This window comes from Allohoeflea poritis (assembly GCF_027889715.1).
In the GTDB taxonomy this organism is placed as follows: Bacteria; Pseudomonadota; Alphaproteobacteria; order Rhizobiales; family Rhizobiaceae; genus Hoeflea_A; species Hoeflea_A poritis.
Window position 1 is genome coordinate 1 of the sequence record NZ_JAPJZH010000034.1, and the last position, 13,612, is coordinate 13,612.

The 13,612-nt window shown below is 59.9% G+C and carries 14 protein-coding genes and 1 pseudogene; 6 read left to right on the forward strand and 9 right to left on the reverse strand.

From position 1 onward, the window contains the following. From OOZ53_RS25900 to OOZ53_RS25920, 5 genes and pseudogenes are all read right to left on the reverse strand, one after another. Positions 1–271: pseudogene (locus tag OOZ53_RS25900) on the reverse strand (signal recognition particle-docking protein FtsY); the annotation flags it as partial. Between the two features lie 22 nt (positions 272–293). Beyond that, positions 294–1,580: a tRNA (N(6)-L-threonylcarbamoyladenosine(37)-C(2))-methylthiotransferase MtaB gene (gene mtaB / locus OOZ53_RS25905; protein WP_271092695.1), complete on the reverse strand. Its 1,287-nt coding sequence runs from the start codon at positions 1,578–1,580 to the stop codon at positions 294–296. Then, on the reverse strand, positions 1,577–2,482 hold the full coding sequence (dapF, locus tag OOZ53_RS25910; RefSeq protein WP_271092696.1) for a diaminopimelate epimerase: 906 nt from the start codon (positions 2,480–2,482) through the stop codon (positions 1,577–1,579). Before dapF ends, mtaB begins: the two co-directional genes overlap by 4 nt. A 38-nt stretch (positions 2,483–2,520) precedes the next feature. Then, positions 2,521–3,621: an MBL fold metallo-hydrolase gene (locus tag OOZ53_RS25915; protein WP_271092697.1), complete on the reverse strand. Its 1,101-nt coding sequence runs from the start codon at positions 3,619–3,621 to the stop codon at positions 2,521–2,523. Positions 3,622–3,735: 114 nt separating this feature from the next. After that, positions 3,736–4,119, reverse strand: coding sequence for a cupin domain-containing protein (locus tag OOZ53_RS25920; RefSeq protein WP_271092698.1), 384 nt, complete (start codon positions 4,117–4,119; stop codon positions 3,736–3,738). Between the two features lie 162 nt (positions 4,120–4,281). On the opposite strand from OOZ53_RS25920, the gene OOZ53_RS25925 reads away from it, so the two are divergent. Then, a complete protein-coding gene (locus OOZ53_RS25925) occupies positions 4,282–5,715 on the forward strand; it encodes an adenylate/guanylate cyclase domain-containing protein (protein ID WP_271092699.1) in 1,434 nt (477 codons plus the stop codon). 7 nt (positions 5,716–5,722) lie between these two features. On the opposite strand, the gene OOZ53_RS25930 is transcribed toward OOZ53_RS25925, so the two are convergent. The 3 genes from OOZ53_RS25930 to OOZ53_RS25940 form a co-directional block, all read right to left on the reverse strand. After that, complete coding sequence (locus OOZ53_RS25930; RefSeq protein WP_271092700.1) at positions 5,723–8,107, reverse strand: methyl-accepting chemotaxis protein; 2,385 nt, start codon at positions 8,105–8,107, stop codon at positions 5,723–5,725. Between the two features lie 248 nt (positions 8,108–8,355). Then, positions 8,356–8,685 carry a rhodanese-like domain-containing protein gene (locus OOZ53_RS25935; RefSeq protein WP_271092709.1) on the reverse strand — a complete coding sequence of 110 codons (330 nt, stop codon included), beginning with the start codon at positions 8,683–8,685 and terminating at the stop codon, positions 8,356–8,358. A 39-nt stretch (positions 8,686–8,724) separates the two neighbouring features. Then, entirely contained in the window at positions 8,725–9,171 is a 447-nt protein-coding gene (locus tag OOZ53_RS25940) for a helix-turn-helix domain-containing protein (protein ID WP_271092701.1), read from the reverse strand. 244 nt (positions 9,172–9,415) lie between these two features. Between OOZ53_RS25940 and OOZ53_RS25945 the strand changes: the two genes are divergently transcribed. Genes OOZ53_RS25945 through OOZ53_RS25960 form a run of 4 tightly spaced genes read left to right on the forward strand, consistent with a single transcriptional unit; the run spans position 9,416 to position 11,216 of the window. Continuing rightward, positions 9,416–9,997, forward strand: a complete 582-nt coding sequence (locus tag OOZ53_RS25945; RefSeq protein WP_271092703.1) for a hypothetical protein — start codon at positions 9,416–9,418, stop codon at positions 9,995–9,997. Positions 9,998–10,031: 34 nt separating this feature from the next. Beyond that, entirely contained in the window at positions 10,032–10,418 is a 387-nt protein-coding gene (locus OOZ53_RS25950) for an MAPEG family protein (protein ID WP_271092704.1), read from the forward strand. Positions 10,419–10,455: 37 nt separating this feature from the next. Further along, a complete protein-coding gene (locus OOZ53_RS25955) occupies positions 10,456–10,794 on the forward strand; it encodes an ArsR/SmtB family transcription factor (protein ID WP_271092705.1) in 339 nt (112 codons plus the stop codon). Continuing rightward, positions 10,794–11,216 (forward strand): SRPBCC family protein, encoded by a 423-nt coding sequence (locus tag OOZ53_RS25960; RefSeq protein WP_271092706.1) that lies wholly within the window; start codon positions 10,794–10,796, stop codon positions 11,214–11,216. The genes OOZ53_RS25955 and OOZ53_RS25960 overlap by 1 nt, the downstream gene beginning before the upstream one ends. Positions 11,217–11,269: 53 nt before the next feature. On the opposite strand, the gene OOZ53_RS25965 is transcribed toward OOZ53_RS25960, so the two are convergent. Then, on the reverse strand, positions 11,270–12,349 hold the full coding sequence (locus OOZ53_RS25965; protein ID WP_271092707.1) for a trypsin-like serine peptidase: 1,080 nt from the start codon (positions 12,347–12,349) through the stop codon (positions 11,270–11,272). 84 nt (positions 12,350–12,433) lie between these two features. Between OOZ53_RS25965 and OOZ53_RS25970 the strand changes: the two genes are divergently transcribed. Continuing rightward, positions 12,434–13,477 (forward strand): hypothetical protein, encoded by a 1,044-nt coding sequence (locus tag OOZ53_RS25970; protein ID WP_271092708.1) that lies wholly within the window; start codon positions 12,434–12,436, stop codon positions 13,475–13,477. Positions 13,478–13,612: the final 135 nt, after the last annotated feature.

Below are 13,612 nucleotides of genomic sequence, written 5' to 3' on the forward strand. Positions count from 1 at the left end.
CAGGCTCAGGCTCAGGCTCAGGCTCAGGCTCAGGCTCAGGCTCAGGCTCAGGCTCAGGCTCAGGCTCAGGCTCAGGCGCTATCGCGACCGGCTCTGCTGTTTTTTCAATGGCTTGTGGGGCAACCTGCTCGACCGTTTGTTCAGGTTCGGACGGTGCCTCAACCGGCGGTGCGACTTCCTCCAGTGCTTCCGCGGTCTCGGGTTCCGCAGGCGTTTCGATGGTCTTCTTTTTGCCGAAGGAAAAGACCCGCTTGATGAAGCCCAGTGCCATGTGCCGCTTTTGTCCTTGTTTGTCAGGCCGCCTGCGGCGCCGTTTTTTTGTCTGCACTGCCGGCAATCAGCCGGTCACCGTCATGGCCTGAAATGATTGCCGGTACGATCACACCGGGCTTGCCGCCGTCAAGACTGACGAGGGTGAAGTTTTCTGTCCTGCCAAGGCCTTCACGTTCCACCAGTATTTTCTGGTCAGTGCCGACCATGGCTTCGAGATGCATCCTGTGGGCCGCGTTGCCTTTTTTTCGCAATTCGGCGGCGCGTGTCTTGATGAGGCCGCGGTCAAGCTGCGGCATGCGCGCTGCCGGGGTTCCCTCGCGCGGCGAAAACGGAAACACATGCAAAAAGGCAAGGCCGCACTCATCTACAAGTGACAGGGCGTTTTCGAACATGGCGTCGGTTTCGGTCGGGAAACCGGCGATCAGGTCTGCGCCGAGCGCAATTCCGGGGCGCAAGCCGCGCACCTCGTCGCAAAAAGCCACCGCCTCGTCGCGCAGGTGGCGGCGCTTCATGCGCTTCAGGATCATGTCGTCGCCATGCTGCAGCGACAGGTGCAGATAGGGCATGAAGCGCTGTTCGTCGGCGATGAGCTGCATGAGGTGTTCATCGGCTTCGATGGAATCGATCGACGACAGGCGCAGGCGCTCCAGATCAGGCACCTGATTCAGAATGGTCCTGGCAAGCAGCCCCAATGTCGGCGTTCCGGGCAGGTCGGCGCCATAGCTGGTGGCGTCGACGCCGGTGATGACCACTTCACGGTAGCCATTGCCGACAAGCCTCCGGACCTGCTCGACCACCGCGCCCATGGGCACGGAACGGGAATTGCCGCGGCCATAGGGAATGATGCAGAAGGTGCAGCGGTGATCGCAGCCGTTCTGCACCTGGACGAAGGCGCGGGCGCGGCCCTCGATGGCGTCGACCATCTGCGGCGCGGTGTTTTTCACGCTCATGATGTCGTTGACGCGAATCTTTTCCTCCGCCGAGACGCCAAAATCCGGAAGCTTGCGGTAGCTCTCGCTCGTCAGCTTTTCCTCGTTGCCGAGCACCGCGTCGACCTCGTCCATCGCGGCGAAGGTGCCGGCTTCGGTCTGCGCGGCGCAACCGGTGACGATGATGCGGGCATGCGGATTGTCGCGCCGGGCGCGGCGGATCGCCTGCTTGGCCTGGCGTACCGCTTCGCCGGTCACCGCGCAGGTATTGACGATGACGGCATTGTTGAGCCCGGCCTTGCCGGCCTCGCGCCGCATGACCTCCGATTCATAGGTGTTCAGCCGGCAGCCGAAAGTGATCAGGTCGACGCCGCTCATGAGACGTTCTCCCTTTCCGGTGTGCCGCCATCCGCATCGGGCTGCCAGGCGCCCGTTTGCGGATCGAGCGTGCCCGAGAACTCCCATTCGGCGGGACCGGTCATGGTGACGTGCCCGGTCTCCTCACTCCAGTCGATCAGCAGCGGACCGCCCGGAACATTGACCGTCACACGGCGCTCCGTACGCCTGGTGCGGGCGGCAGACACGGCCGCCGCACACGCTGCCGAGCCACAGGCCTGCGTCAGTCCGGCGGCGCGCTCCCAGGTGCGCAGATCAAGCTCCGTTTCCGAACGGATACGGGCAATTGAGATGTTGGCGCGCTCCGGAAAGACCGGATGGTTCTCCAAAAGCGGGCCGAAACGGTCGAGATCGTAGGACCAGACATCGTCGTCGACCCAGAAAACGGCATGGGGATTGCCGATGGCGACCGCCGAGGGCGAGTGCAGCACCGGCGCGTCGATGGGACCGACCTGCAGCTCGATCATGCGGGTGTCGCGAAACTCCTCGCCGAGGGGGATCTTTTCCCAGTGGAACTCGGGCTTGCCCATGTCGACGGTGATCGTTTCATCGTCGTTCTCTCGGGCAATGAGGATGCCGGCCACCGTCTGGAAGGTGAACACCTTCTTGCCTGTCTCGGCGCTCAGCGCCTGGACAACGCAGCGGGTTCCATTGCCGCAAGCCTTCGCCTTCGAGCCATCGGAATTGAGGATGTCGATATAGTTGTCGGTGTTGTGCACGCGCGGATCGTGGACCGCCATGATTTGGTCGAAGGCGGTGCGGGGATCGGCCGCCAGCGCGACGGCGGCCGCAGGCGTTACCACATCCTCGCGGCCGCGCATATCGACCACGAGGATCTGGTTTCCCAGCCCGTTCATCTTCGCAAATGGAACCATTTCAGCCATCGGCCTTCCTTCTCAAGAAGCGTATATGGCCGAACTTCCTATAAATTACCAGATGCGGCGTTTTTACCGGCGCTTACGGCCGCTTCAGCCGTGGCCGGCACGTCCCAGCTCTCGCCCGGCCGAAGGGGCCGGAAGCGCGCGTGATCGATGCCCTTCCTGCGTAGCGCTTCCTTCAGCGCCGCGAGCGGCTCGTCGATCGGCTCATTGGTGAGCGGAAAGGTTCCCCAGTGGTGCCCGACCGCGTGGTCGGCTGCGCAGATCTCGAAGCCTTCGACCGCCTCGTGCGGGTTCTGATGATGGTCCTTCATGAACCAGCGCGGCTCGAACGCGCCGATTGGCAGGATGGCCAGGCGGAAGCCGCCATATTTCCGGAATGCCGCATGGTAGTTGGTGCCGTCATGGTAGCCGGTATCGCCGATGTGATAGATGCGCCCGGCGGGGGTTTCGACGACGAAGGCGCCCCAGAGCGCCATGCGCCGGTCGCGGCTGCCGCGCGCCGACCAGTGATGGCAGGGCTCGATATGGACCCGCACGCCGCCGGCAAGATCGAAACGGTCGCCCCAGTCGCCGGTCTTGACCTGCATCGCCGGCACTGCCTCCCCGACAATGCTGTCATTGCCCAGCGGAGTGATGACCAGTGGTTTGTGGTGCTTCTGCAGGCGTTTCAGGGTCTCGATATCGAGATGGTCGTAGTGATTGTGCGTCAGCAGCACGAGGTCGATATCGGGCAGACGGTCGAAGGCGATACCCGGCGCGTTGACGCGCTTCGGTCCAACGAAGGAAAAGGGCGATACACGCTGCGACCAGACGGGGTCGGTCAGGATGTTCAGCCCCGCGACCTGGATCAGCATGGTCGCATGGCCCACCATGGTTATCCGCAGGTCATCACCCTCGATGCGCGCATCCGGAGCCGCATCGGAATAAGGGCTTTCGAAGCGGGCCGGCCAGCGGCTGCGGCGCTCGCCGAACTGCCATTTGAGAAGATCGCGCAACCCGTTCGGCGGTGTCCCGCCGGGATTGAAGAACACTGTGCCGTCGAAATGATCGGAGACGGGGCCGGAATAGTATTTGTTTGGTCGGCTTTTATTGTCGTCGCGCGCCGGGCGTTGCGATGATGCCTGATCGTTCCTCTGATCCATTGTCCTGAGATAAGCGGTGGCTGCGGAAGTTCAAGTCAGCACGAGGCGCATCGATCCGACGGTTTGTGCATCGCAACTCCGTCTTTTGCGCACTTTGAGACCGGTCCGGATCGGTTAACGCGGCGCCCAGCGCCAGGCGAGTTCGGCGTCGTTTTCGAAGGTCGCCTCATAGATCGGCGCGGCGAGTGCCAGTTGGAGATGAAGCGTGCCGGTCCCGCAATTGGTGAAACCATGCCTCGTGCCGGCAGGAACGACGACGGACTTTCCGGCCGATATGGTTTCGGTTTCCTCGCCGACCCAGATCTCGGCGGTGCCCTCGACCACGCTGATCACTTTCTCGACAGCATGGACATGGGTCGGTGCTCCCATGCCGGGAATGCACCATTGATCGAAAATGCACAATTGCCTGCAGCCGGTCAGAAGCGAACACCGCATGCGCGTTGTCACACCTGGCTGCCACTCTTCAAGCGGCTGATTTTCGTAATCATTTATTTTCATCATTCACATCCGTGCGTACAATCGACCAAGTATCAACCAGCGATCACGCTTGGTTCAAGTGAGTTGATTCATTGCCTGTTCCGTAACTGTTATTATTTACTTGGCTTTTCTTAATAGTGTGTCTTCTTTGACACATTGGCGCCGCTCCGGTGGAGATTCGCATTGGCTGCATTTGATTTGGTCACGAGACAGTTTCGACGCGGTACGCGGCTCGATAATCTGCCCGAACGGGTTCGCGTGGCGCTGGACGAACGCGAACGCGCCAACGAGATCATGGCGCGCCTCATCCAGCTGATGATCGTGCTGCTGTTCTCGGTGATCTATTTCATCAGCCCGAAGACCAGCCCCGACGAAGCATTTTCACCGGTTCCCTATGTGCTTGGGGCCTATCTCTTCGTCAGCGTGATCGGCCTGATCTGGTCCATCCGCCAGAAGCTGCCGCACTGGTCGGTCTATTGCTCGATCCTGTTCGATTTCGGGCTGCTTTTCAGCCTGATGATCAGTTTCCACATCCAGTACATGCAGCCGGCGTCCTTCATCCTGAAGGCGCCGACGCTGCTCTATGTCTTCATCTTCATCGCCATTCGCGCGCTTCGTTTCGAGGCGCGTTTCGTGATCGCGTCGGGTATCGTCGCGGCGGTCGGCTGGGCCGCGATGATCGTCTATGTGACGCGGATCGATTCCGGCGACAACATGCTGACCCGATCCTATGTGGAATATCTGACATCGAATTCGATCCTCATCGGCGCCGAGGTCGACAAGATCCTTTCGATCCTGTTCGTGACCGGGGTCCTGACCCTGGTGGTCAACGCGTCCAAGAACCTGCTCGTCAGCGCGGTAACGGAAGAACAGGCCGCCAGCGATCTGTCGCGCTTTTTCGACACCAGCATCGCCAGCGGCATCCGTCAGAGTGCCGACCGGCTCGAAGCCGGCAAGGGAGAGAACAGGGAAGCGGCAATCCTTTTCGTCGACATTCGCGGCTTCACACGCATGGCCGCGACCATGAACGCCTCGGACGTCATGCAGGCCCTGTCGCGCTATCACAGCCGGGTCGTGCCGATTGTCCAGCAATGCGGCGGCGTGATCGACAAATTCATGGGCGACGGAATCATGGCGACCTTCAGTTTCGATGGCGACCGTGCGGCAGCCTCGCGGCGTGCCATCGAGGCGGCCGAGCTGATCCTGCGCGATGCGGGCCGCTGGCCGGTCGAAGAGCCGGCGCTCAAAGCGATCGGCGATATCGGCATCGGTGTCGCATCCGGTCCGGTCGCGTTCGGAGCGGTCGGACAGGAAAACCGGCTGGAAATCACGGTCATCGGATCCGCCGTCAATCATTCCGCCAAGCTGGAGAAACACAACAAGGTTCTGGGTTCGCGCATGATCGCCTCCGCGCATACCTATCGCGAGGCGCTTGAGAAGGGCTATCAGGGCGATCTTGTTGCCGAAATCAGGACGGATACGCTCGAAGGCATTGCCGAACCGCAGGAAATAGCAGTGCTTGCACTTGCGGACACGACATGCCCAACCGGCGCGCCGGTTCAAGAAAAAGCGCCCTCTCCGGTTTTGTCACCGGAGAGGGCGCGTACACGCGGATGATCCGTTACTAGAACTCGTCCCAGTTTTGGTCTTCATCGGCCGTTTTGGCGGCGTTGCCTTCGAAGCCGAGCGCGCTGCTGACGGCCTTGACCATCTTCCTGGCCGGCGAAGGTACGTGTTCAGAGGTCTCGTCGGCCTCTTTCACCGATGCTGCCGGAGCATCGCCACACAGCAGGAACTCGCCGATCCGGCCGGACAGGCCGGTGACATCCTGGGCCAGCTGGTGCGTGACCGCGGTCGTTTCCTCGACCATGGCCGCATTCTGCTGGGTCATCTGGTCCATCTGGGTGACGGCCGCATTGACCTCCTGGATGCCCGTCAACTGCTCGTTGGCCGCCGTTGCGATGGCGCCGATGGCGTTGTTGACGTTGGTGACATGTTCGGAGATCTGGGTGAGGGCGTCGCCGGTCGCCTTGACCATCTTGACGCCATTGCCGACCTGTTCGCCCGATTTGGTGATCAGCTCCTTGATCTCCTGGGCAGCCGTCGCGGCCCGTTGCGCAAGCTCACGGACCTCCTGGGCGACGACGGCGAAGCCTTTTCCGGCTTCACCCGCCCGCGCCGCCTCGACGCCGGCATTGAGCGCCAGCAGGTTGGTCTGGAAGGCGATCTCGTCGATCACGTTGATGATGTTGGAGATCTCGGCGGAGGCGGATTCGATCCCCTCCATTGCCGAGACGGCCTCGGAGACAATGGCGCTGGACTTTTCGGCGTCCGTCTGGGCGGCCTCGGCCATCTGTGCCGCTTCGCCGGCCCGTTCGGTCGTTCCCTTCACCGCCGACGTGATCTCCTCCAGGGCGGCGGACGATTCCTCGAGCGAGGCGGCCTGCTGCTCCGTGCGCCGCGAAAGATCGTCGGCTGCCGAGCGCATTTCCATGGAGTTGTTATCGATCGATCCGGTGCTTTCACGAATGCCGCACAGCGTTCCGTTCAGCTTTTCGATCGAGGCGTTGAAGTCGACCCGCAAGCGTTCGAGCGCCTCCATGAACGGCGTATCGATGCTGACCGTCAAATCGCCCTCGGACAGCCGCGTCAGGCCGCCGGCGAGCGCTTCGACCGCCTCCTGCATCTGGCGGGCTTCCTCGGCCTTGGCGGCCTCGCGCTCGGCGCGTTCGCGGTCGCTGAGCGAACGGTTTTCCTCTGCCTCGCGTTCGAGGTTTTCCTTTTCGATCGCGGCGTCGCGGAAGACAGCGACGGAACGCACCATCTCGCCGATCTCGTCCTTGCGGGCCTCGCCCTTCAGTTCAAGGTCCGTATTGCCCCTGGCGAGCTCGGACATGTTCCTGACGACATCCGAGATGGGCCGTGTGATCGAACGCGAGAACAAAATGGCCGCCGCCATGGCCGCAGCAAGCAGGGCCAGCGCGATCAGAAGCACGATATTGCGCAGCGACGTGACACCGGCCAATGCTTCGGATTGGTCGATGATGGCCCCGACCACCCAGCCGGAACCGCCGAAATCCACCTGTGCAAAGGCCACGTCACCCACAAAGCCGCGATAGCCTGTTACGTGTCCGGTCACGATCCTGTCACGTGTTGCCTCGCCGATCAGGGGTGTGTCGAGCTGCATGACGAGCGACTCGTTCTCCTCCGTCTTGGCGGAATCGGAGATGAGGAAACCGTCATTGCGGATGAGGATCGTCTCGCCGGTCTCACCGAGGCCGGTGGTGTTGTTCATGATCTCGGCAATGATGTCGTTGGGCATCTGCAGCACAACGACACCGGCAACATCCTTGCCGATGACGAACGGCATGCCGATAAAGGCGGCCGGTGCGCCGTTGGACGGTCCATAGGGGCGGAAGTCCTTGAGTACGAGCTGACCGTCCGCTCCGGCCTCCATGACCTCCCGATAGACATTGGCCAGATCGGTGTCTTTCCACTCGCCGGTCATCAGGTTGGTCGCGAAATCGCGTTCCTTGAAGACGGTATAGACGACATTGCCCTCCTCATCGATGAGGAACAGATCGTAGTAGCCGTTGTCGAGGACCGTCTGGCGCAGCTTGTCGTGATACTTCTTGTGAATGCTGTCATATCCGTCCACATCGGCCGTATCGAGCAGGTGTTTCTGGCCGGCCGGATGCGGGTTGTCGTCAATGTAGCGTTTCTGCAGCTCGGTGACGGCATCGCCTTCCATGTAACGCCAGCCGAATTTGAAGGCGCTGAACGCGTTGCCGACCTCCGGGTCGGCGACGAGTGTCCTCAGATCCTTCTCAACGGTTTTCAGATATGTCTCGACCTGGTTTCGGCGGCCATCGGCCACAGCTTCCAGCTTTTCGAAGGCTTTCCGCTCCAGCGTATTGGAGCTTATGACAAGTGCAGCGACACTCGATGCGCCGATGGCGACGATCGTCAACAGTGCGGCTGCAAGCGGCAGCTTGCGTGATATTAACATGATGAAGCGCTTTTAGTCGGAGTCTGTCTTCCGCATGCCCATGGGCTGTCCGAAATCGCGCATCATGCAATTCTAGGTTTGGCACCCGGACATTTCGGCACCATAAGTTTTAACAACTATCGTTAAACCGCAGTTAATTCAGAATTTCATCAGCGGTGCCAAGTGTTTGCTCCCCAGCGCGAGCAAATCTCAAAGTACACGCAGAAGCGTTATTTCAGTTTTTCTTCAACCGGACCGCCAGCCTTTTTTCATCCGGTGAACCCGGATTCGATATGACTCACTTCGGCAAGTCCCATATCCACGGCTGTTCTGGCTGAAAGCGCGGACCGCCACCCCGATGCGCAGTAGAACACGTAGCGGCGGCCGGATGCGAATTCTTGCCTGGCATAGGGGCTTTCGGGATCGATCCAGAATTCCAGCATGCCACGGGGGCAGTGAAAGGCGCCCGGAATCATGCCCTCGCGCTGCAGTTCGCGCACATCGCGCAAGTCAACGAACAGGACATCGGTATTCCCGTGCAAGGCAAGGGCTTCCTCCGCGGTGAGGCAGTCCACGATCCCATTGGCTTCGGCGACCATGTCCTTGACGCGTTTCACTTGTCGGGACGCCGGTTTCCGTCAGTCCGCAACCAGTTCGTCGACGGTCACGTTGAGGACCTTGGCGATCTTGCAGATCGCCGTCAGCGTCGGCCGCCTGGAGCCGTCCTCAATGCCTGCGATATAGGTCTCGTCGAGACCGGTGCGGGCGGCAAGCTGATGCAGGCTGATGCGGCGAATTTCGCGCGCCTGTGAAACGGCGCTGCCGTTGTGGCCCCTGCTGCGCACGACTTCGTGCGTGGCGGGTTCGACCGTCGCCTCGAAAATCGATTGCGCCGCCATCGATTCGGCCAGAACAAGGGCCTCGTGCATGGCATTGAATTCACTCTCGCGCACAACGACAAAGCGCTCTCCGGTCGCCGGTGCCTCGAAGGCGCTTACTCCGGTCAATGTGCTGTGAAGCTTGGGGCGCGTCTCGCCCCCTGATCTGCTTTGGCCATAAAAGGCGCGCGCGGCGCTGCTACTCATCCAGGTCCCCGTCCTCTACGCAATAATCCCCGATTCGCCGCCCAGACCCGCGAAGACTATAACTTCAATATCAAAAATACAACTAAGTCGCCGATTTTTCATAGGGTTCTTGTGTGACAGACATGTATCAATTCGCATGTTTTCCGGCCCGCCCGCCGACAATCGCCGGCAAAAAGCGCTTGACATGTAACTTGTAGATTACATTAATATCGGTCTGACAGTTTTTTGCCTTCGGAGACCGACCATGTTCAGAACCGCAATCGCGATAACCAGGCTGTTGATGCTCGGCCACAATGCCGGGGCTGCGACCCTTAGCCAGACGATTCACTTTCCAGGCGCCAGCGCGGATGTGCTTTACGAGCTTTACGCGACCAGCAAAGGCCACAGGACGGTGACCGGCCTGCCCGCCAGCTACCGCACCGCCGATGGCGCCGAAAGCGACAGGGCACAGGCCGGCGGGACACTCGATGCCTTCTGTTTCCAACCCGACATGTGCGCGCTGAAAGCCCGTGTCCTGGACGTCTCCAGTGCCGACGGCGTGCATTCGATCACCATGGCCTGGTGGAACTTCGGCTGGGTATCGGCGATCGATCCGGCAGATATGACCATCGAGGGGCGCGGGGCGCCCGATTCGACACTGGTCCTGACATTCAGGGATACGCTGCGTGGTGCCCAGATCGAGCTCGTGCATGTCAATGTGCCCGATTTCAAGGTGCGCATTCCCAATCCCGACGAGACGGAGGAGGTCGGGCCGTTGAGTTCCATCGTCAACACGCACTGGAACACGCTCTACTGGGACGGTTTTCGCCGCAATCTCGCACCGTAAGAACAACGCAGCCCATCGAAACGAGAAACAATCCATGCCTTTAGAAATTACCGGAATCTATGCCAGCCTGCTGGCGATCGTGATGATCGTCTTGAGCGTTCGCGTCAGCATGCTGAGAGCGCAGTCCGATATTCCCATGCTGCATGGTGAGAACATCCAGCTTGCCGAGTGGGTTCGCAGGCACGGCAATTTCACCGAGAACGCACCGATGGGGCTGATCCTCATGGGCATCGTCGAGGCCTTCGGCGCGTCCTTCCTGCTGCTCAACGTCATCGGCGGGACCTTGCTGGTCGGCCGCATCGTCCATCCCTTCGGTATCGCTGCGAAGGATGAAAACAAGCTGGCGCGCGGGGCGGGTGCGCTGCTGACGGCGATCTCGATGCTGATTTGCGTTGTGTTCATCCTGGTCAATGCACTCTAGATATACCGATATCTGGAACGCGCGGATCGGGATGCCGATGACCTATCGCCTGCAAAACATTTATTCCGTCATTGCCGATGACCGGCGGCGGGCGCTCATCGATTGCCTAGCACAGGGAGAACAAACGGCGGGAGAACTGGCAAGCCGGTTCGACATTTCCCGCCCGGCGGTCGCCAAGCATCTGCGCATCCTGGAGGAAAACGGTCTGGTTACGATCACCAATGTGGGCCGCACCCGGGTGCACAGGCTCAACGCCGCGCCGCTGCGCGAGGTGTATGATTGGGTGCGGAAATACGGCCGCTTCTGGGACCAGCGCCTGGAGAACCTCAAACAGACGGTGGAGGCCGACATTAAGGCAAGAAAACGGGAGGCCTGATGACGCATATCCACCGCAGTATCACCATCGCAGCGCTGATCGACGATGTCTGGGCATATCTCACAGAGAGCGACAAGATCGCGCAATGGCTGATGCCCAACACCTTTGTTGCACAGCTTGGTCATGCCTTCACCATGGATTGTCCGCCCGGTATCGGCTCGGGCGCACCGGTGCGCTGCGAGATCACCGAGCTGCAGCCGCCGGAAAAGGGCCGCGCCCGGCTTGCCTATACCTGGGTGATCGACGAGCCCTTTACCGAGACACTGCTTGAAATCGAACTGATCGAGCTCGCGCAGCAAACGCGTTGCGATCTTGTTCACTCCGGCTGGCGGGACGGCGAGGATACGCTGCGGGACCGGCACGAAGAGGGCTGGGACATGCTTCTGGAAAACCGCCTGCGGCCATTGCTGGAAGACGGGTAGATATGCTGCAGCGCCTTTGTCCAGCGTGTTTTCCCACCCTACGATTTTGCAATCTATCCTGCCTGCATTCCTTGAAATGATGCCTGGCGCGCCAGGAGGGTGGCCATAGGATTGTTCCAAAGCGCCAGTATGCCTGAACGCACCGCACCCTGCGTTGCCGGAAGATCAGCGGCATGAAGTTGCGCGACAAGGCGTGATGCCCGTACACCCTCGTTAGCGATCCACTTTATCCTGACATCCGGATCGTTGGCGCGGCCCTCCGCAATGGTCTTTCCGTTGACGTCAAGCACATGACCGTTCTTGTCAGTGGCCGGAATCGCCTTGTGATGAAGCGCCACGATTTCCCAGCGGGAGTTCATTACCGGCGCGCCGGAACTGCCCTTGTCGGTATCGCCGGAATACCAGCAAAACGCATCGGCATCCGATTCATCGTCGACCATGACGAATGTGCTGTCATGCACGACGACGCGCTTCTGCTGCCCTCGAGGATGCTGGATGATGTTTACCGGATCGCCGATGAGGATCTTGCCTTCGTCCCGCAACAGCGGCAGCCAGCCGAATGAACTCAGCGGCGGAAACCCATCCGCCTCCCGCAATGCCACGAAGCAAAAATCGAGATTTTCGTTTGACAGGAAAAAGCGCTCCGGTTCCGCGACATATGCAACCGCGTTGCGCGGCGTGCCGATGGTGTTGTCGTCAAACAGAAACTCGAAAACAGCGCCGGCTGCTTCTTCGGGGGATGCGATGACGTGGTGGTTGGTAATCACCACGCCCTCACCAACCAGAAATCCGGTGCCGACCTCGGCGCCTCGGGTGATCTTGCATACTGCCCGGGCAGCCAGGATACCGATCTCCAGGAACTCGCCTGACAGAATGTTGTTGCGCTCGCCGATATGGGCCTCCTGGCCAAAGCCGGGCGTGACAATCAGAAACGGCTCCTGCTCGGCTTCAAGCCGTTCCATTTCCATTTGCCTGAGCTCAGCCTTTACACGGCGCTCGCTGCTATCGGCCTCGCGCCCCCTTCCCTTGGCAATCATTTGTTTTGCCTTGCGGAATTTCGACGCGATGGCGTGAATCCGCGTAAGGCTTGGGCGAATGTCGGACAGGCCGAGATCTTCCGGAGTGATTGCCATTGTTTTTCTCGAACTGGTTGAGTGAATATACTATAATACTACCGAAGCATTTGTTTCACCACAAAAGTTTTTGGAGATGTTTAAATGGAGCCGATTACTTACGCAGAGTATGTGAAACTTTCAGGAGATCTGAATAACCGGGAGAAATTCAGGGCGTATTCAACTGTTGTACGCGGTGAGGGCGGTTTTGATTTCCGCGTGGTTCCCAATCCGGATCTGGTCACCATGACCGAGGAAGAAGCCCAGCTCGAAAACGCCATGCAGATCGGCAATGACACGGAGCGTGCCGCCCGTAAATTCGCCTTCACCATGGACCGGATCTTTTCGCGCGATAAACCGGTTCTGGTCTCCGAGGGTGACAGTTGGTTCCAGTTTCCGATTCTGGTCAGGGAAATCATCGACTATCTGAATGAACAATACGCCATCCTGTCGCTCGGCGCGGCCGGCGATACGGCGCAGAACATGGTTCACGGCAATCTTTCACCGACGCAAACGGAATATCTCACCAATCTGCGCGCGCAGGCGCAGCATGTTAAGGCCTTCCTTTTTTCCGCGGCCGGCAATGATATAATCGGCGAAGATCCGGTGACCAAGAAATCCGCGCTGTTTGACATTCTCAACGACTTCAACGGCGACACAAATGATATTGCGGGCCATATCAACGAGATAGTCCTGGCCCAACGTATGGCCGCTCTGCAGGCCGCCTATTCGAAGGTGATTGCCGACGTTCGCGCCGAGCCCGGGCTGCAGCGGTTGCCGATTATCTTTCACGGCTATGACTATCCGTTCCCGGCGCCGTGGGGTCCCAACGATCCGCGTAACCCGATCCACGCAAAGAAGAACGAATGGCTGGGCGAGCCCCTGGATGATCGGAATTTCCCGACCTCCACGCAGGCCCAACTCGATCTCAGGCGAGGCATTGTGAAAGAACTGATCGACCGGCTCTACGCAATGCTGAACGGGCTTGCCGGAAACTCGGTGCAGACCGGCATATGGGTGGTCGATTGCCGGGGCGCGATGCCCGATGTCACGGACTGGATCGACGAAATACACGGCACTTCCCAGGGCTTCGGAAAAGTCACGGAACTGTTTCGGGCGACGCTTTCATCAGCGATGGCGAACGCTTAGGCGAATATTCCCGCCCAGACGCCCGCTCCGGCAGTTGCCGGTTGGCTGCCGATGGTTCTAGGTCTAATCGACATTCAGGATTCATTTTTGGTTTGATGTGTGATTCATGGGTATCCAGATTCGATTGTCTGGAGC

Bases quoted from the DNA above. Each gene is read 5' to 3' on its own strand.
- mtaB (WP_271092695.1), bottom strand. From the start codon at position 1,580: ATGAGCGGCGTCGACCTGATCACTTTCGGCTGCCGGCTGAACACCTAT.
- dapF (WP_271092696.1), bottom strand. From the start codon at position 2,482: ATGGCTGAAATGGTTCCATTTGCGAAGATGAACGGGCTGGGAAACCAG.
- OOZ53_RS25915 (WP_271092697.1), bottom strand. From the start codon at position 3,621: ATGGATCAGAGGAACGATCAGGCATCATCGCAACGCCCGGCGCGCGAC.
- OOZ53_RS25920 (WP_271092698.1), bottom strand. From the start codon at position 4,119: ATGAAAATAAATGATTACGAAAATCAGCCGCTTGAAGAGTGGCAGCCA.
- OOZ53_RS25930 (WP_271092700.1), bottom strand. From the start codon at position 8,107: ATGTTAATATCACGCAAGCTGCCGCTTGCAGCCGCACTGTTGACGATC.
- OOZ53_RS25935 (WP_271092709.1), bottom strand. From the start codon at position 8,685: ATGGTCGCCGAAGCCAATGGGATCGTGGACTGCCTCACCGCGGAGGAA.
- OOZ53_RS25940 (WP_271092701.1), bottom strand. From the start codon at position 9,171: ATGAGTAGCAGCGCCGCGCGCGCCTTTTATGGCCAAAGCAGATCAGGG.
- OOZ53_RS25945 (WP_271092703.1), top strand. From the start codon at position 9,416: ATGTTCAGAACCGCAATCGCGATAACCAGGCTGTTGATGCTCGGCCAC.
- OOZ53_RS25950 (WP_271092704.1), top strand. From the start codon at position 10,032: ATGCCTTTAGAAATTACCGGAATCTATGCCAGCCTGCTGGCGATCGTG.
- OOZ53_RS25955 (WP_271092705.1), top strand. From the start codon at position 10,456: ATGACCTATCGCCTGCAAAACATTTATTCCGTCATTGCCGATGACCGG.
- OOZ53_RS25960 (WP_271092706.1), top strand. From the start codon at position 10,794: ATGACGCATATCCACCGCAGTATCACCATCGCAGCGCTGATCGACGAT.
- OOZ53_RS25965 (WP_271092707.1), bottom strand. From the start codon at position 12,349: ATGGCAATCACTCCGGAAGATCTCGGCCTGTCCGACATTCGCCCAAGC.
- OOZ53_RS25970 (WP_271092708.1), top strand. From the start codon at position 12,434: ATGGAGCCGATTACTTACGCAGAGTATGTGAAACTTTCAGGAGATCTG.